Source organism: Streptococcus sanguinis (assembly GCF_019929145.1).
Lineage (GTDB): Bacteria > Bacillota > Bacilli > Lactobacillales > Streptococcaceae > Streptococcus > Streptococcus sanguinis_U.
In genome coordinates this window covers 1,068,722-1,085,569 of record NZ_JAHZOW010000001.1, presented here as the reverse complement: position 1 = coordinate 1,085,569, position 16,848 = coordinate 1,068,722, and the positions used below count along the sequence as shown (strand labels likewise).

Below are 16,848 nucleotides of genomic sequence, written 5' to 3'. Positions count from 1 at the left end.
AAAATAGAAAAAAGCAAAGGATTTGGCATTTGCAATGTAGGCTTTTTCTTGAAAGCGGTAGCATTAAATGCTAGAATAGTACATGTAAACGGGCTTAGAAAAACCTAAACCGCAAAGAAAAAGGAGGATAGTAGATGTCTACACATCCAATTCGTGTTTTCTCAGAAATTGGAAAACTGAAAAAAGTTATGTTGCACCGTCCTGGCAAGGAGTTAGAAAACTTGCAGCCGGACTACTTAGAACGTCTTCTCTTTGATGATATTCCTTTCTTAGAAGATGCACAAAAAGAACATGATAACTTTGCTCAAGCGCTTCGCAATGAAGGAGTTGAGGTGCTCTATCTTGAGCAGCTGGCTGCTGAGTCACTGACTTCTCCAGAAATCCGCGAGCAATTCATCGAAGAATATCTGGAAGAAGCCAATATTCGCGGACGTGAAACCAAGAAGGCTATTCGTGAGCTGCTCCGTGGTATCAAAGATAACCGAGAGTTGGTTGAAAAAACGATGGCAGGGGTTCAAAAAGTTGAATTGCCAGAAATTCCTGAAGAGGCAAAAGGATTGACGGACTTGGTAGAATCTGATTATCCATTCGCTATTGATCCAATGCCAAACCTTTACTTCACACGTGACCCATTTGCTACAATTGGTAATGCTGTATCGCTTAACCACATGTATGCAGACACTCGTAATCGTGAAACTCTCTACGGTAAATACATCTTCAAATACCACCCAGTATACGGTGGAAAAGTGGATTTGGTATACAATCGTGAAGAAGATACACGTATCGAAGGTGGGGACGAACTGGTTCTTTCAAAAGATGTGCTGGCAGTTGGTATCTCACAACGTACAGACGCAGCTTCTATCGAAAAACTCTTGGTCAATATCTTCAAGAAAAATGTTGGCTTCAAGAAAGTTTTGGCTTTTGAATTTGCCAACAACCGTAAGTTCATGCACTTAGACACTGTCTTCACTATGGTTGACTATGACAAATTCACGATTCACCCAGAAATCGAAGGCGATCTTCGCGTTTACTCTGTGACTTATGTTGATGACAAACTTAAGATTGTTGAAGAAAAAGGTGATTTGGCAGAAATATTGGCAGAAAACCTTGGTGTGGAAAAAGTTCATCTGATTCGCTGTGGCGGTGGCAATATCGTAGCTGCTGCGCGTGAGCAGTGGAACGACGGTTCTAACACCTTGACCATCGCACCAGGTGTGGTAGTGGTGTATGACCGCAATACAGTTACTAACAAGATTTTGGAAGAATACGGCTTGCGTTTGATTAAGATCCGCGGAAGTGAATTAGTTCGCGGTCGTGGTGGACCACGCTGTATGTCTATGCCATTTGAACGTGAAGAAATTTAGAAATCCAGTATTTTACTGATACTCAAAGAAAAGAAAGAGGAACAAATAGAATGACACATTCAGTATTCCAAGGACGTAGCTTCTTAGCAGAAAAAGACTTTAGCCGTGCTGAGTTAGAATACCTTATCGGTCTTTCAGCTCACTTGAAAGATTTGAAAAAACGCAATATTCAACACCACTATCTTGCTGGCAAGAATATCGCTCTCTTGTTTGAAAAAACATCTACTCGTACTCGTGCAGCTTTTACAACAGCAGCCATTGACCTGGGAGCACATCCAGAATACCTTGGTGCTAACGATATCCAGCTTGGTAAGAAAGAATCTACAGAAGATACTGCTAAAGTTTTGGGCCGTATGTTTGACGGGATTGAATTCCGCGGTTTCAGCCAACGCATGGTAGAAGAATTGGCAGAATTCTCAGGTGTTCCAGTATGGAATGGTTTGACTGACGAATGGCACCCAACTCAAATGTTGGCTGACTACTTGACTGTTCAAGAAAACTTTGGCCGTCTGGAAGGCTTGACATTGGTATACTGTGGTGATGGACGTAACAACGTTGCCAACAGCTTGCTGGTAACAGGAGCTATCCTTGGTGTCAACGTTCACATCTTCTCACCAAAAGAACTCTTCCCAGAACAAGAAATTGTTGAATTGGCAGAAGGCTTTGCGAAAGAAAGCGGCGCACATATCCTCATCACAGAAGATGCTGACGAAGCAGTTAAAGGTGCAGACGTACTTTACACAGACGTTTGGGTATCTATGGGTGAAGAAGACAAGTTTGCAGAACGCGTTGCCCTCCTCAAGCCTTACCAAGTTAACATGGATTTGGTGAAGAAGGCTGATAATGAAAACTTGATTTTCTTGCACTGCTTACCAGCATTCCACGACACAAATACTGTTTACGGTAAAGACGTCGCTGAAAAATTCGGCGTAGAAGAAATGGAAGTAACAGACGAAGTCTTCCGCAGCAAATATGCTCGTCATTTCGACCAAGCAGAAAACCGTATGCACACTATCAAAGCGGTTATGGCTGCAACTCTTGGAAACCTTTACATTCCAAAAGTATAATCTTACATAAGAAACCGTCTACCAACAGCTATGAGGGCTGCGACTAATAGCTTTAGTCCGGCCCTCTTTTATATGATAAGGAAAGCTCATTTTCTTATTGAAAATTAAAAAATCTACTAAAATAAATTGGAAGCGCATTCATTAGGGCGCAATTAAGGAGAATTTAATGGCAAATCGTAAAATCGTTGTAGCTTTGGGAGGGAATGCCATCCTTTCATCTGACCCATCAGCGAAAGCACAGCAGGAAGCCTTGGTGGAAACTGCTAAACATTTGGTAAAATTGATAAAAAACGGGGATGATCTTATCATTACCCATGGAAATGGTCCACAAGTAGGGAATTTGCTGCTGCAACAGTTGGCAGCGAACTCTGAAAAGAATCCTGCCTTCCCACTAGACTCTCTTGTGGCTATGACAGAAGGCAGTATCGGCTTCTGGCTGCAGAATGCTTTGCAAAATGCTCTCTTGGATGAAGGTATCGAAAAGAATGTTGCTTCTGTTGTGACGCAAGTAGTGGTAGATAAGAACGATCCAGCCTTTGTCAACCTCAGCAAACCAATCGGGCCTTTCTACTCAGAAGAAGAAGCAAAAGCAGAAGCTGAAAAGAGCGGAGCGACTTTCAAAGAGGATGCTGGCCGTGGTTGGCGTAAGGTCGTTGCTTCACCAAAACCAGTGGATATCAAGGAAATTGAAACAATTCGTACGCTTTTGAATCAAGGTCAAGTAGTGGTAGCTGCGGGTGGCGGCGGAATTCCTGTCGTCAAAGAAGAAAATGGCCATCTTACAGGTGTTGAAGCCGTTATTGACAAGGACTTTGCTTCTCAGCGCTTGGCAGAGTTGGTTGATGCTGACCTCTTCATCGTCTTGACTGGTGTGGACTATGTCTTTGTTAACTATAACAAACCTGACCAAGCAAAACTGGAACATGTGAATGTTGCTCAGTTGGAAGAGTACATCAAGCAAGAACAATTTGCACCAGGCAGCATGCTTCCAAAGGTAGAAGCAGCTATCGCCTTTGTCAATGGCCGTCCAGAAGGTAAAGCAGTTATCACATCTCTGGAAAATCTGGGTGCTCTGATTGAGTCTGAGAGCGGTACGATTATTGAAAAAGGCTAAAAAAATACTGATTGAAGGTTGATAGCAGAGATTATCTCTCTGATGGAAATCTTTTCTTGAAAATCATTTATAATTTTCAAAAATACTGGCTTTTTCAATGTTAATATGGTAAAATAAAAACAAAGTAAGCGTTTTCTTGTTTGCTCATACAGGGGAATGCAGGTTCGTAACCTCGTTAAAAAATTTTTAGGAGGGAATACAAATGAGTGAAAAAACAAAAAAAGGGTTTAAGATGCCTTCATCTTACACCGTATTGTTGATAATCATTGCCATTATGGCAGTGCTGACTTGGATTATCCCAGCCGGGGCTTTTGTAAAAGGTGTTTATCAGCCTCAGCCCCAAAATCCACAAGGAATTTGGGATGTCCTGATGGCACCGATTCGTGCTATGCTGGGCACGCATCCTGAGGAAGGATCCTTGATTAAGGAGACAAGCGCAGCCATTGATGTTGCCTTCTTCATCCTCATGGTTGGTGGTTTCCTTGGTGTTGTCAACGAAACTGGTGCTTTGGATGTAGGAATTGCCTCTATCGTTAAGAAGTACAAGGGTCGCGAAAAGATGCTGATTGTTGTCTTGATGCCTCTCTTTGCTCTTGGTGGTACTACCTATGGTATGGGTGAGGAAACCATGGCCTTCTATCCGCTTTTGGTGCCGGTGATGATGGCAGTTGGTTTTGACAGCCTTACTGGGGTGGCTATTATCCTGCTTGGTTCGCAAATCGGATGTTTGGCTTCTACGCTAAATCCATTTGCAACTGTTATCGCTTCAGAGGCTGCTGGTGTCGGAACTGGTGAAGGGATTGTCCTTCGTCTCATCTTCTTGGTTATTCTTACTGCTCTCAGCACTTGGTTTGTTTACCGCTATGCAGATAAGATTCAAAAAGATCCGACCAAGTCATTGGTTTACAGCACTCGCGAAGAAGATTTGAAACACTTTAACGTTGAAACTTCTTCATCTGTTGAGTCAACTCTGAGCAAAAAACAAAGAACTGTCCTCGTTCTGTTCATTTTGACATTCGTTATTATGGTATTGAGTTTCATTCCTTGGACAGATCTCGGTATTACTATATTTAAGGACATCAATACTTGGCTGACTGGTCTTCCAGTTCTTGGTAAGATTGTTGGTTCATCTACTTCTGCACTGGGTACTTGGTACTTCCCAGAAGGAGCTATGCTCTTTGCCTTCATGGGAATCTTGATTGGTGTTGTGTACGGTCTCAAGGAAGACAAAATTATCTCTGCCTTTATGAACGGTGCAGCTGATCTGCTTAGCGTAGCCCTAATCGTAGCAATCGCCCGTGGTATCCAAGTTATCATGAATGACGGTATGATTACAGACACTATCCTCAATTGGGGTAAACAAGGACTCAGCGGTCTATCATCACAAGTATTTATCGTCTTGACTTACATTTTCTACCTGCCAATGTCCTTCCTTATCCCATCATCATCTGGTCTAGCCAGTGCAACTATGGGAATCATGGCTCCAATGGGAGAATTTGTCAATGTCAAAGCTAGCTTGATTATCACAGCTTATCAGTCTGCTTCAGGTGTGCTGAACCTGGTTGCACCAACTTCTGGTATCGTTATGGGAGCCTTGGCACTCGGACGTATCAATATCGGAACTTGGTGGAAATTTATCGGCAAGCTGATTGTAGCGATTATTGCTATCAGTATTGGTCTTTTACTCCTAGGAACTTTCTTACCGTTCCTATAAGCTAGAAGCTGAGGTGATTCCATGAAAAAATTTATAACGGAAGAGATTAAAGAAGATTTTCTTGAATCTTTGAAAACAATCGTTTCCTATCCTTCAGTCCTCAATGAAGGCCAAAATGGAACACCTTTTGGACAAGCTATCCAAGATGTCCTAGAAAAAACTTTAGAAATCTGTCGAGGGCTAGGTTTTACAACATACCTCGACCCTAAAGGTTATTACGGATATGCAGAAATCGGTCATGGAGCTCAGCTCCTGGCCGTTCTCTGTCATTTGGATGTTGTTCCATCAGGTGATGAGTCGGACTGGCAGACACCTCCCTTTGAAGCCACTGTCAAGGATGGCTGGATTTTCGGTCGAGGGGTTCAGGACGACAAGGGACCTTCCATGGCCGCTCTTTATGCGGTAAAAGCATTGCTGGATAGCGGAGTAGAATTTAAAAAGCGGGTTCGCTTTATCTTTGGTACAGACGAGGAGACGCTTTGGCGCTGCATGGCTAGGTATAATCAGCTTGAAGAGCAGGCTGCACTTGGCTTTGCACCAGACTCTTCCTTCCCTTTGACCTATGCTGAGAAGGGGCTTCTGCAGCTTAAGCTGGAAGGACCTGGCTCTGATACTTTAGAGCTCGAAGCTGGTCAAGCTTTTAATGTCGTTCCTGCCAAGGCTTCCTATTCAGGCAGCCTACTAGAGTCAGTCGTCACAGGGCTGGAAGATTTAGGCTATGAATATGAGCGAACGGCAGAAGAAGTAACGGTTATCGGCTTGCCTAAGCACGCCAAGGATGCTGCCCGAGGAATTAACGCCATTATTCGCCTAGCTAAGGTCTTGCAGCCCTTGGATTCGCATCCAGCTCTTGCCTTTCTCGCTCAGGCGGTTGGTGAAGATGCGACAGGCAGCCATCTCTTTGGGGCTGTGTCTGACGAACAGTCGGGCTTTCTTTCCTTTAATGTTGCCGGTCTGACTTTAACCTCTGACCGCTCTGAGATTCGGATTGACATGCGGATTCCGGTCTTGGCAGACAAGGACAAGTTGGTTGAAAAGCTAGCAGAAATAGCCAGTCAATACGGGCTGACCTATCAGGAGTTTGATTATTTGGCTCCGCTCTATGTACCTTTGGACAGTGAGTTGGTCAGCACCCTGATGGCAATTTATCAGGAGAAAACAGGAGACAACAGTCCAGCCATGTCGTCTGGCGGAGCGACCTTTGCTCGTACGATGCCTAACTGTGTTGCCTTCGGCGCCCTCTTTCCGGGAGCTGATCAGACAGAGCATCAGGTCAATGAACGATTGCTCTTAGATGATCTGTATCGGGCCATGGATATTTACGCGGAAGCCGTTTATCGTTTGGCTACGACACCTTAAATGCTGACTTTTTGAAAAAACTTTAAAATCTTATCGGTCTTGCTCTACTCTGGTCAAGTATGGCTTGCTGATTTACTAATGGGTTTCATTGAGGAAAAATCGTAAATAGAAAAAGCTGAGGCAATGTTGTCTCAGCTTTTATTTACTAAAGAAGAATGGTGGGGTGAATTCCTTGAGCTTCTCAAAGCAGTCAAGAGCCCCTTGGTCATCTTCGCAGATAATCAGACAGACGTCATCACCGCAGACAGTAGCAACAATCTGCGGCAGCTCTAAGGCGTCTAAGATTGCACCGAAAGATTGAGCTAGACCAGGCAGGGTTTTCATGACGACTTGATTTTGAACTGGCCGCAACATGACCAAAGCATCCTCCATATAGAAACGAAGGCGTTTTTCCCAACGGGATGGTGCAATGCTGTTGATGATATAGTAGGAAGTATCGTTCTCACTGACCTTGACCAGATTGAGTGCTTTCATATCTCGTGAAAGAGTGGACTGGGTTACAATGACGCCGTTTGCTTCCAAATGCTCCTGGAGTTCTTGCTGGGTATGGATTTTTTTCTCCATGATTAAGGAGCGGATGAGACGGTGTCTGCTTTCAATTTTATTCATAAATTTTCACCTATAGTTATTTGATAAACATAGCATCACCAAAGCTGAAGAAGCGATAGCGCTCAGCAATAGCGTGCTCATAAGCTTTAAGTGTTAAGGAACGTCCGGCAAAGGCAGAGACTAACATGACCAGAGTTGACTTGGGCAGGTGGAAGTTGGTTGAAAAAGCATCAACGATCTTCCAATCGTATCCCGGCTTGATAAAAATATTGGTCCAGCCAGAGTCACCCCGAATCTGCCCCTGAAATTTACTACCAATTGTTTCCAAGGTGCGGATAGATGTCGTGCCGACTGCAATGACACGGCCTCCCTTAGCCTTGACCTGACGGAGTGTCTGGGCAGCTTCCTCGGACAGGCTGTAAAATTCGGAGTGCATCTCATGATCATCTAAGCTATCTACAGAAACCGGTCGGAAAGTTCCCAGTCCGACATGAAGGGTGAGATAGACCAGCTTGACTCCCTTGGCAGCGATCTGCTCCAGCAACTCTTCTGTGAAATGAAGTCCGGCAGTTGGCGCAGCGGCAGAGCCGTTTTCTTTAGCATAGACAGTCTGGTAGCGTTCGCGGTCTGCCAGTTTTTCGTGTATATAAGGCGGAAGCGGCATTTCTCCCAAACTTTCCAAGACTTCTAGGAAAATCCCTTCGTAGCCAAAGCGCACAATTCGGCCGCCGTGCTCAAGCTCTTCTACCACAGTAGCAGTTAAGCGTCCATCGCCAAAGGAAATTTGAGCACCTACTCTGAGGCGCTTGGCTGGCTTGGCTAGCACTTCCCAGTCGTCTCCCTTAGTATTTTTAAGTAGCAGCAGCTCGACATGGCCTCCTGTCTCAGGTTTGGTACCATAAAGGCGGGCGGGCAGGACACGTGTATTATTCATAACTAGGGCATCGCCGGGCTGGAGCTGATCAATAATCTGGTCAAAGTGCTGGTCGGAGAAGGCTCCCGTTTCTTTATCGACCACTAGCAAGCGGGAAGCATCCCTTTTCTCCAAAGGTGTCTGAGCAATCAGCTCTTCGGGCAAGTCAAAATCAAAATCAGCGGTATTCATCGTATCTCCTTATATTGTTTTCATCAGCCAGAGTAGATAGGCAGCGAGTAGAAAGGGACTGGCTGTAAGTAAGCCGCCCAAAATCAAACTTAGCATCTGCCAGCCTGGTTGTTTTTTCATGAGGAAACTCAGGCTGCAGAGTAAGACTCCGACTAAAAATAAAATCAATAAAACAATCAGTAAAAACATGTCTCTATTATAACACGATTTGCTGCAAAAGGAAGCGAGCATGACTAAAAAGTATGTCTATTTTGCAGACTTTTTCTTGACAAAAATTGGTCTATACCATATAATAAAATTAAGAACAGAAGTGGAGGTGGAAAATGAAAATTATTCAAGTGGAAAACCAAGTAGAAGGTGGCAAAGTGGCTCTCGAATTGCTCAAGGAAAAACTAGCTCAGGGAGCAAAAACGTTGGGATTGGCTACAGGCAGCAGCCCAGAAGGATTTTACAAGCAGATCGTTGAGAGCGATCTTGATTTCTCAGAGATGTTCAGTGTTAATCTGGATGAATATGTTGGTTTGCAGGAGGACGATCCTCAGTCTTATCGCTATTTCATGAATCAGCACCTCTTTAACCAAAAGCCTTTTAAGGAAAGCTTCCTGCCCAATGGCGCAGCGAAAGATTTAGAAGCAGAAGTGACGCGCTACAATCAGCTTCTCGCAGAGCATCCTGCTGATTTGCAGATTTTGGGAATCGGTACGAATGGTCATATCGGCTTTAATGAGCCGGGAACCAGTTTTGACAGTCAGACTCACTTAGTGGATTTGACACCGTCCACCATTCAGTCCAATGCTCGATTCTTTGACAAGATGGAAGATGTTCCGACTCAGGCCATTTCCATGGGGATTGGCAATATCCTAAATGCTAAGTCCATCATCCTCTTTGCTTATGGTTCTGCTAAGGCTAAGGCTATAGCAGGGACTGTTGAGGGGGAAGTGACAGAGGAGCTGCCAGGCAGTGCTCTCCAGAAGCATCCAGATGTTGTGATTATCGCTGATAAGGAAGCGCTTAGCCTGTTAAAACACTAGGATTTTGATATTGATGCTATAAAACTAGCTTTGCCAGATAAAAGTCTCTTAATTTCCTATCTATTTTTTAGGTAGGATTTTTAGATTTATGGTTGACTTTGCGTAAAATGTGATATACTAGATAGGTATAATTGTTCTTTGGAGGATCCTGTGAAGAAAAAGCTTTTGTTATTGGGAATTGTGTTTCTGACCTCGTTAGCGCCACTAGCTGCTAGGGCTGATGAATTGGTGGATATGGCTAAAAAGATGTATCCGCATGATAATGTTCAGGCGATTAATCGTCCCAAGTCTTCTCTCGTTATTGACGGCAGTACAGGTGATGTTGTCTGGGAGGATAATGTTGATGAGGTGCGTGACCCAGCTAGTATGAGTAAGCTCATGACGCTTTACTTGGTCTTTGAAGCGATTAAGGAAGGAAAAATCAGCGAAAAGACGGTCATTACAGCTACACCTCAGGATCAGGCTACCGCTAATATTTATGAAATTTCTAATAATAAAATTGTCGCTGGTGTGGATTATACCGTATCTGAGCTGATTACCATGACAATCGTGCCTTCATCCAATGCGACAACCGTTATGCTGGCCAATTATTTATCGGACAATGATCCAGATGCTTTCTTGGATCGGATGAATGCCAAGGCTCAAGAACTGGGCATGACGAATACCAAGTGGTTCAATGCCAGCGGTGCAGCGGCGGTTTCTTTTAAGGGCTATTATAACCCTCAAAACTACGATAATTATGCCAGCAATCAGACAACAGCCCGTGATTTGGCGATTCTGGCTTACAATTTTGTCAATCACCATCCTGAGATTTTAAACTATACTAATAAAGCAAAGGTTACGGTTAAAGCTGGAACTCCTTACGAAGAAACCTTTGAAACTTATAATTACTCTCTGCCGGGTGCTAAATACGCACTCAAGGGCGTAGATGGCATGAAGACGGGTTCTAGCCCTAATGGTGCTTTCAACTATATCGCGACCATTAAGCGTGGAGATCAGCGCATGATTGCTGTGATTATGGGAGTCGGTGACTGGTCTGACCAAGACGGTGAGTATTACCGCCATCCTTTTGGTAATGCTTTGATTGAGAAGGCTTATGCGGACTACGAGTACAAAAAACTCTTATCCAAGGGTGAGCAGGAGATTGATGGACAGAAGTATAAGCTGCCTGAGGATTTCTACGCTACTGTTAAAAAGGGAACCGAGCCTAAGGTCAAGGTAGAAAACAATGTTCTCAAGGCTGAAAATGGCTTGAAGACCTTGTCTAGCAAGATCTCTGATGAAATGAAAGTCGAGAAAGTTGAGAATCCAGTTGCTCAGGCTATTGAAAATGTGACTGGCAGCAAGTCGGAAAGCAAGCCTTGGTATGGTGTGTTCTTCAGCGATAAGATGTTAATTCTGTTGCCTGTTGGCATCCTGTTGATCATTCTGTACTTTGAATACCACAGTCGCCAAAAACGCAAGGCTGCAAAGCAGGAACGTCGTAGAAATACAGATGTTGAATAAAGGGAATGTCCTCTGTCACATACGAACGGAATGACTTTCCAAGCTAAAACTCAGTTCTTTTGCTGAGTTTTCTTTCTGTTTTAAGGAGATTTTCATGCTAAAAAAGTTTCACAACAGCTATCTAGCTCATTTTTTACTCTTTAATTTTTTCTTTCTAGCCTATTCTCTTTTTTCGACTCTGATATCAGTCTATATGCAGGACTTAGGCTATTCTAATGCTCAAGTATCGATGGTAGTGTCAGCTTCTTTCTTTGCTTCCATGTTGGCTCAGCCAATTTTTGGAGTTCTCAGCGATGCTTTGGGCATTAAAAAGGTCTTCCTTTTTAGCTTTCTAGCTATGATGGTTGGGGCTGTATTTTTCATGAAAGCGACTCAGCTTTGGCAGTTACTGGTCTGGTATAGTCTGGTCCTCATGCTGATTAACGGGGTCAATCCAGTCATGGATGTCCTTGCGGCCCAAAGTCCTTATACTTATGGCAAGATTCGGATTTGGGGAACCATTGGCTATGCACTAGGCTCTCAGCTGGCAGGATTGATTTATCAAAGAGTCGCACCGCAGGCTATTTTCCCAGTCTTTATTGGCATGATGCTTATCAGCAGCATAGGACTTTTGGGAATCCATCCCAAGCACGACCGAGCAGCCCTAGAAAGCAGGAATACCCGCAAGCAGACAGGTCTGGGGAAGATCTTGACCAACAAAACCTATCTCTTTTACCTGCTTTTGGTCGCCCTTTATTCAGGGGTAGGGAATACTGGTCATACCTATATCCCCGCTATGCTACAGCACAGTGGCTTAGAGGTGGATATGGCCTCGACTGTCGTTGCCTTATCAGTTCTGGTTGAAGCGCCTTTTATCTTTTATTCCTATCTCTTTATGGACAAGATTTCGATGAAAAAGCTTCTTTATATCTGTCTGGGAATCATCTTTCTCCAGTACAGCGTCTATGCTTTAGACCTAGATTTGATTTCGAAAATCGGGATGACTCTCCTTTCCAAGCACGTGACCGGCATGGTTTTGATTATGGTGACTTTAAAAATCGTAGCCAGCTTGGTTGATGAAAAATATCTGGTAACTGCCATTGCTCTGGTCCAGACAGCCCGGAGTCTAGGAACCATTCTCATTCAAAATCTGGCCGGCCATTTTCTGGACAGTTGGGGTTACGAAGGAATGAACCTATTTCTAGCAGCAGTTATCTGTCTAGTCTGCCTGCTGGCCCTCTTTCTAAAATTGCCAGAACGAAAAGGAAATCAATTATTTGGATAATAAAAAACGAGTCAGAGAGATGTTCTCTTGACTCGTTTTTTGATGATGTAGATCTTTTCTCTTTTCTTTTGCGAATATTTTAGTAAATGAGAGAAATTTTAGAGGGGGCTAGGATATGTTTGTGGCGAGAAATCATAAGGGGCTTTTGTGTAATGCTCTGGAGGAGAAGATTGAGAAGGGGGCTGATTTCGTCTGCCCGGCTTGTTCAGGGGCAGTCCGTTTTAAAAAAGGGAAGGTTATGCAGCCGCATTTTGCGCATGTTTCGCTAGAAGAGTGTCGTTTTTACAGGGAAAATGAGAGCGCTGAGCACCTGAACCTTAAGGCGGAGCTTTTTCGCTGGGCTGTCCAGACAGAAGAAGTTGAGGTGGAGGCTTTTTTGCCTGCTCTGCAGCAGATTGCTGATCTACTGGTTGATGAAAAACTGGCGCTTGAAGTCCAGTGCAGTCCCCTAAGTATAGAACGGTTGCAGGAACGGACGCTTTCTTACCGCCAGCATGGTTATCAGGTTCTCTGGCTTTTGGGGCGAAAACTTTGGCTCAAGGATTCCCTAACTCGCCTGCAGAAGGATTTTCTCTATTTTAGTAAAAATATGGGCTTTCATCTTTGGGAGCTGGATCAAGAAAAGCAAGTTCTGCGTCTCAAATACCTGATTCACGAAGATCTGCATGGAAAAGTCCAGTACAAGACCAAGAACTTTCCCTTTGGTCACAGTCAGCTTTTGGATATTTTGCGTTTGCCCTTTCAAAAGCAGGATATGAACAGCTTTCTGGCCCAGCAAGATCCGCAGATCTGCAATTATATCCGCCGTCAGCTTTATTACCAACAGCCTAGATGGATGCGGCTGCAGGCCCAGCTTTATCAGGCTGGAGATAATCTCCTGACTAAGTCAGCAGAGGATTTCTATCCGCAGGTTAGGCCGATACAGGCAACCTCCTTCTGTCAGATAACTACTGACCTGACAGACTATTATCAGCAGTTTGAGAACTATTATGCCAATCTCCAGCAAAAAAATCTGCAAATTGTTTATTCACCGGCCTTTTATGAGATGACAAGAGAAAATTGCTAAGTATCGTTAGTTTCCCATTGATGAAGCTATAAATTTTTAGCTATCCTTTCAGTTTTAGAATATTTTAGAATCCTGTATAATATAATAAAGTAATAAGTTAGATAGTTAAAAATTCTAAATCGTGCTAATTCAGCTAGCTATAGAAAAGATTAGAATCGAAAGGAGTTGTCATGAAGAAAGATTTTGTAATATTTCTGAGTATCATAACGATTAGCTCGGCTATGTTTTTAGGAGGGTGCAGTATTGTAAAAAGTCAATCAGAAAAAGAAGAAATGATTCAGATTGCGGAGAGTAAAAAGATGAAGAGTGTAATTGAAATTTTTTTAAAAAAATTAGATCCCAAAGCTTTGACACCAGAAGGAAAGATTAAATCCTATGAAATTCAAGAGTATAAGTTAGAATATAATCCAATGGGAGGGATAATGATTCAAATGTTTATTAACGGAGATAAGAATTTAAGTTTAAGTGTAACAGTAGTGGAAGATTCAACAACTGGTAATTATGAAATTGCTACAAATTCAAGAAGTCGGAAACTTAGTGACCTATTGGCGAAATAGAATACATAGGCTCCGTTTCCCAAATTTACGACAATATTAAGGGTGAGAGAGAATGAGTTTTTGTCTTTACAACTCTTTATACGTAGCGTAGTCCTTAAAACTTTAAAAAAATAGCACAAAAATGATAATATCAAACATTAATCTAAATCCAGTTTTCCATTTTCGTTAAGGCATTAGCTTTAGTAAATATAACAAGCGAAAGGAGCTATTATGAAGAAAATTTTTGTCATTTTTCTGAGTATCATAACGATTAGTTCGGCTATGTTTTTAGGAGGCTGCAGTATTCTAAATAGTCGGTCAGAACAAGAAGAAATGATTCAGATTGCAGAAAGTAAAAAGATGAAGAGTGTTATTGAGGAAGGGCTGAAAAAGATTGACCCTCAAGCATTAACACCTGAAGGGAAAATTAAAAGTTATGAAATTAATAAGAAGTCACTAACTCAGAACCCAATGGGAGGATTAATGTTTGATTTAATCATTAATGGTGACGAAGAAGTAACACTAGGATATGTCATTGGAGAGGACGAAAATGGGAAATTTCACAGAGATGGGACTGTGTGGTCACCGAAGCTTACAAAACTAATGGATGAAGAAAATGTAAATGGCAATGAAGAATAAGGTTTTTCTAGATAACTTCCTAACAATGATTGTGCTATCATGTTCTTTTGAAAAATAGTACAATAATTAATATAAGACGTTAATCTAAAATTGGTTTCTCATTTTCGTTAAGGTACCAGCTTTAGCAAAGATGAGAAACGAAAGGAGCCGTCATGAAGAAAATTTCTGTCATTTTTCTGACTATCATCACACTTAGTTCAGCTATGTTTTTAGGAGGGTGCAGTATTGTAAAAAGTCAATCAGAAAAAGAAGAAATGATTCAGATTGCGGAGAGTCAGAAATCTAAAAAGTTAATTGAGGAAATGTTAAGGAAGAAAGATCCTGAAGCACTGACAGAAAAGGGGATAATAAAAAAATATACAATAAATGAAAAAAATCTTAAATATAATCCAATGGGTGGCTTAATAGTTGAGCTTATAATAAACGATGACCCGGAATTAACAATTACCACAACATTGATTGAAGAGTCTGATGGGAAGCTAGAACATACAGGTTATGTAATCTCTGGTGAGATTGCAAAGAAGTTGAGGGGAGAATGACATATGATAAAGCATTAAGTGATAAGAAAAAACGAACTCTTTGGAATCTAATTTTTGTTTGGTCAGGAATTAGGTTCAAAGAGTTTTTTTATTAATTAAGTCTGTCTGCCTAGCTACTATGTGATTTTGGTACTTGAGTTTTATAAAAAGTAGAATTTTGTGATAGAATAGGGGAGTCGGAGGATTTTTTTATGGCAAAACAAAGAAATGAAATTGAAGAAAAATATACTTGGGATTTGAGGACTATTTTCCCAACAGATGAAGCCTTTGAAGCGGAGTTGGCGCAGGTTTCAGAAGAAGTGAAGAAAGCAGCTAGTCTGGCTGGGCATTTGCTGGATTCAGCAGACAGCCTCTTAACAACGACTGAAGTGCAGTTGGACTTGATGCGCCGTATTGAAAAGCTTTATTCTTATGCTCACATGAAGAATGACCAGGATACACGTGTAGCTAAGTACCAAGAGTATCAGGCTAAAGGTATGACTCTTTACAGCGATTTTGGTCAAAGCTTTGCTTTCTATGAGCCAGAATTTATGGCGATTACAGAAGAGCAGTACCAAGCTTTCTTGGCTGAGCAGCCAGCCTTGCAGCAGTATCAGCATTATTTTGACAAGCTTTTGAAAAAGAAAGCCCACATCCTAACACAGCGTGAAGAGGAGCTATTGGCCGGGGCTGGTGAAATTTTTGGTGCAGCGGGCGAAACCTTTGCTATTTTGGATAATGCAGATATTGTCTTTCCGATGGTGCATGACGAAGATGGAAATGAAGTTCAGCTCAGCCACGGTAACTATATCACCTTGGTCGAGTCTAAGAACCGAGAGGTCCGTAAGGAAGCTTACGAGGCTCTCTACAGCGTCTACGAGCAGTATCAGCATACCTACGCTAAGACTTTGCAGACCAATGTCAAGGTTCACAATTACAATGCGAAAGTCCGCAAGTTTTCATCTGCCCGTGAAGCGGCCTTGTCAGCTGACTTTATTCCAGAAAGTGTTTATGACAGCCTAGTTTCAGCTGTCAATAAGCATTTGCCTCTTTTGCAGCGTTATATCGCTTTGCGAGCGAAGATTTTAGGCATTTCTGACTTGAAGATGTATGATATGTACACACCTTTGTCAGAGACAGACTACAAGTTCACTTATGAGGAAGCCTTGGCTAAGTCTGAGGAAATTCTGGCTATTCTGGGTGACGATTATCTAAGCCGAGTGAAGACAGCTTTCTCAGAGCGCTGGATTGATGTTCATGAAAATCAAGGCAAGCGCTCAGGAGCATACTCAGGCGGTTCTTATGATACCAATGCCTTTATGTTGCTCAACTGGCAGGATACGCTGGACAATCTCTTTACCTTGGTGCACGAGACAGGACACAGTATGCATTCCAGCTACACCCGTGAGACTCAGCCTTATGTCTACGGAGACTATTCTATCTTCCTAGCTGAGATTGCTTCAACGACTAATGAAAATATCCTGACTGAGAAGCTCTTGGAGGAAGTAGAAGACGATGCTACCCGCTTTGCGATTCTCAACCACTTTTTGGACGGCTTTAGAGGTACGGTCTTCCGTCAAACCCAGTTTGCTGAGTTCGAGCACGCTATCCACAAGGCTGACCAAGAAGGTCAAGTTTTGACCAGCGAGTTTCTCAATGAGCTCTATGCTGATTTAAACGAGAAATACTATGGACTGAAAAAAGAAGACAATCCACAGATTCAGTACGAGTGGGCTCGGATTCCGCATTTCTACTATGATTACTATGTTTTCCAATATTCGACAGGATTTTCAGCGGCTTCTGCCCTGGCTGAAAAGATTGTCCATGGCAGTCAGGAAGACAAGGACAAGTATCTGGACTATCTCAAAGCTGGGAACTCTGACTATCCACTCAATGTCATCAAAAAAGCAGGTGTGGATATGGAAAAAGAAGACTACCTAAACGCTGCTTTTGCTGTCTTTGAGCGTCGGTTGAACGAATTCGAAGCCTTGGTCGAGAAGTTGGGACTGGCATAAG

The 16,848-nt window shown here is 42.7% G+C and carries 16 protein-coding genes; 13 read left to right on the top strand and 3 right to left on the bottom strand.

The genetic code is table 11. The features are described from left to right. The first annotated feature begins 134 nt into the window (after positions 1–134). From arcA to K1I94_RS05115, 5 genes are all read left to right on the top strand, one after another. On the top strand, positions 135–1,364 hold the full coding sequence (gene arcA, locus K1I94_RS05135; RefSeq protein ID WP_125356513.1) for an arginine deiminase: 1,230 nt from the start codon (positions 135–137) through the stop codon (positions 1,362–1,364). Positions 1,365–1,414: 50 nt separating this feature from the next. Next, positions 1,415–2,431: an ornithine carbamoyltransferase gene (gene argF, locus K1I94_RS05130; protein WP_125377646.1), complete on the top strand. Its 1,017-nt coding sequence runs from the start codon at positions 1,415–1,417 to the stop codon at positions 2,429–2,431. Between the two features lie 166 nt (positions 2,432–2,597). Continuing rightward, the gene (gene arcC, locus K1I94_RS05125) at positions 2,598–3,545 is read left to right on the top strand and encodes a carbamate kinase (RefSeq protein WP_223314621.1); all 948 of its coding nucleotides are present in this window, start codon (positions 2,598–2,600) and stop codon (positions 3,543–3,545) included. Between the two features lie 202 nt (positions 3,546–3,747). Further along, positions 3,748–5,259: a YfcC family protein gene (locus tag K1I94_RS05120; RefSeq protein WP_002900824.1), complete on the top strand. Its 1,512-nt coding sequence runs from the start codon at positions 3,748–3,750 to the stop codon at positions 5,257–5,259. 21 nt (positions 5,260–5,280) lie between these two features. Next, positions 5,281–6,618: a dipeptidase gene (locus K1I94_RS05115; RefSeq protein ID WP_223314620.1), complete on the top strand. Its 1,338-nt coding sequence runs from the start codon at positions 5,281–5,283 to the stop codon at positions 6,616–6,618. Positions 6,619–6,756: 138 nt separating this feature from the next. Here the strand turns inward: K1I94_RS05115 and K1I94_RS05110 are convergent, their stop codons facing one another. From K1I94_RS05110 to K1I94_RS05100, 3 genes are read right to left on the bottom strand one after another with little or no spacing between them, the layout of a single operon-like run. After that, positions 6,757–7,227, bottom strand: a complete 471-nt coding sequence (locus K1I94_RS05110) for an arginine repressor (protein ID WP_002896068.1) — start codon at positions 7,225–7,227, stop codon at positions 6,757–6,759. A 16-nt stretch (positions 7,228–7,243) separates the two neighbouring features. Continuing rightward, positions 7,244–8,272, bottom strand: coding sequence for a tRNA preQ1(34) S-adenosylmethionine ribosyltransferase-isomerase QueA (queA, locus tag K1I94_RS05105; protein ID WP_223314619.1), 1,029 nt, complete (start codon positions 8,270–8,272; stop codon positions 7,244–7,246). A 9-nt stretch (positions 8,273–8,281) separates the two neighbouring features. Beyond that, positions 8,282–8,461: a hypothetical protein gene (locus K1I94_RS05100; protein ID WP_002904113.1), complete on the bottom strand. Its 180-nt coding sequence runs from the start codon at positions 8,459–8,461 to the stop codon at positions 8,282–8,284. Positions 8,462–8,595: 134 nt separating this feature from the next. On the opposite strand from K1I94_RS05100, the gene nagB reads away from it, so the two are divergent. From nagB to pepF, 8 genes are all read left to right on the top strand, one after another. After that, a complete protein-coding gene (nagB, locus tag K1I94_RS05095) occupies positions 8,596–9,303 on the top strand; it encodes a glucosamine-6-phosphate deaminase (RefSeq protein WP_223314618.1) in 708 nt (235 codons plus the stop codon). A gap of 150 nt (positions 9,304–9,453) precedes the next feature. Beyond that, complete coding sequence (locus tag K1I94_RS05090; protein WP_023915963.1) at positions 9,454–10,809, top strand: DUF1958 domain-containing protein; 1,356 nt, start codon at positions 9,454–9,456, stop codon at positions 10,807–10,809. A gap of 94 nt (positions 10,810–10,903) precedes the next feature. After that, positions 10,904–12,073, top strand: a complete 1,170-nt coding sequence (locus K1I94_RS05085) for an MFS transporter (RefSeq protein ID WP_223314617.1) — start codon at positions 10,904–10,906, stop codon at positions 12,071–12,073. A 115-nt stretch (positions 12,074–12,188) separates the two neighbouring features. Then, complete coding sequence (locus tag K1I94_RS05080) at positions 12,189–13,139, top strand: competence protein CoiA (protein WP_223314616.1); 951 nt, start codon at positions 12,189–12,191, stop codon at positions 13,137–13,139. 170 nt (positions 13,140–13,309) lie between these two features. Continuing rightward, entirely contained in the window at positions 13,310–13,696 is a 387-nt protein-coding gene (locus K1I94_RS05075) for a DUF1310 family protein (RefSeq protein ID WP_125405730.1), read from the top strand. 210 nt (positions 13,697–13,906) lie between these two features. Further along, the gene (locus tag K1I94_RS05070; protein ID WP_125405733.1) at positions 13,907–14,314 is read left to right on the top strand and encodes a DUF1310 family protein; all 408 of its coding nucleotides are present in this window, start codon (positions 13,907–13,909) and stop codon (positions 14,312–14,314) included. Between the two features lie 152 nt (positions 14,315–14,466). Further along, positions 14,467–14,853 carry a DUF1310 family protein gene (locus K1I94_RS05065; RefSeq protein ID WP_223314615.1) on the top strand — a complete coding sequence of 129 codons (387 nt, stop codon included), beginning with the start codon at positions 14,467–14,469 and terminating at the stop codon, positions 14,851–14,853. A gap of 191 nt (positions 14,854–15,044) precedes the next feature. Next, the gene (gene pepF / locus K1I94_RS05060; RefSeq protein ID WP_223314614.1) at positions 15,045–16,847 is read left to right on the top strand and encodes an oligoendopeptidase F; all 1,803 of its coding nucleotides are present in this window, start codon (positions 15,045–15,047) and stop codon (positions 16,845–16,847) included. Position 16,848: the final 1 nt, after the last annotated feature.

Excerpts from the sequence above, each read along its gene's own strand:
- arcA (WP_125356513.1), top strand. The coding sequence starts at position 135 with ATGTCTACACATCCAATTCGTGTTTTCTCAGAAATTGGAAAACTGAAA.
- argF (WP_125377646.1), top strand. The coding sequence starts at position 1,415 with ATGACACATTCAGTATTCCAAGGACGTAGCTTCTTAGCAGAAAAAGAC.
- arcC (WP_223314621.1), top strand. The coding sequence starts at position 2,598 with ATGGCAAATCGTAAAATCGTTGTAGCTTTGGGAGGGAATGCCATCCTT.
- K1I94_RS05120 (WP_002900824.1), top strand. The coding sequence starts at position 3,748 with ATGAGTGAAAAAACAAAAAAAGGGTTTAAGATGCCTTCATCTTACACC.
- K1I94_RS05115 (WP_223314620.1), top strand. The coding sequence starts at position 5,281 with ATGAAAAAATTTATAACGGAAGAGATTAAAGAAGATTTTCTTGAATCT.
- K1I94_RS05110 (WP_002896068.1), bottom strand. The coding sequence starts at position 7,227 with ATGAATAAAATTGAAAGCAGACACCGTCTCATCCGCTCCTTAATCATG.
- queA (WP_223314619.1), bottom strand. The coding sequence starts at position 8,272 with ATGAATACCGCTGATTTTGATTTTGACTTGCCCGAAGAGCTGATTGCT.
- K1I94_RS05100 (WP_002904113.1), bottom strand. The coding sequence starts at position 8,461 with ATGTTTTTACTGATTGTTTTATTGATTTTATTTTTAGTCGGAGTCTTA.
- nagB (WP_223314618.1), top strand. The coding sequence starts at position 8,596 with ATGAAAATTATTCAAGTGGAAAACCAAGTAGAAGGTGGCAAAGTGGCT.
- K1I94_RS05085 (WP_223314617.1), top strand. The coding sequence starts at position 10,904 with ATGCTAAAAAAGTTTCACAACAGCTATCTAGCTCATTTTTTACTCTTT.
- K1I94_RS05080 (WP_223314616.1), top strand. The coding sequence starts at position 12,189 with ATGTTTGTGGCGAGAAATCATAAGGGGCTTTTGTGTAATGCTCTGGAG.
- K1I94_RS05075 (WP_125405730.1), top strand. The coding sequence starts at position 13,310 with ATGAAGAAAGATTTTGTAATATTTCTGAGTATCATAACGATTAGCTCG.
- K1I94_RS05070 (WP_125405733.1), top strand. The coding sequence starts at position 13,907 with ATGAAGAAAATTTTTGTCATTTTTCTGAGTATCATAACGATTAGTTCG.
- K1I94_RS05065 (WP_223314615.1), top strand. The coding sequence starts at position 14,467 with ATGAAGAAAATTTCTGTCATTTTTCTGACTATCATCACACTTAGTTCA.
- pepF (WP_223314614.1), top strand. The coding sequence starts at position 15,045 with ATGGCAAAACAAAGAAATGAAATTGAAGAAAAATATACTTGGGATTTG.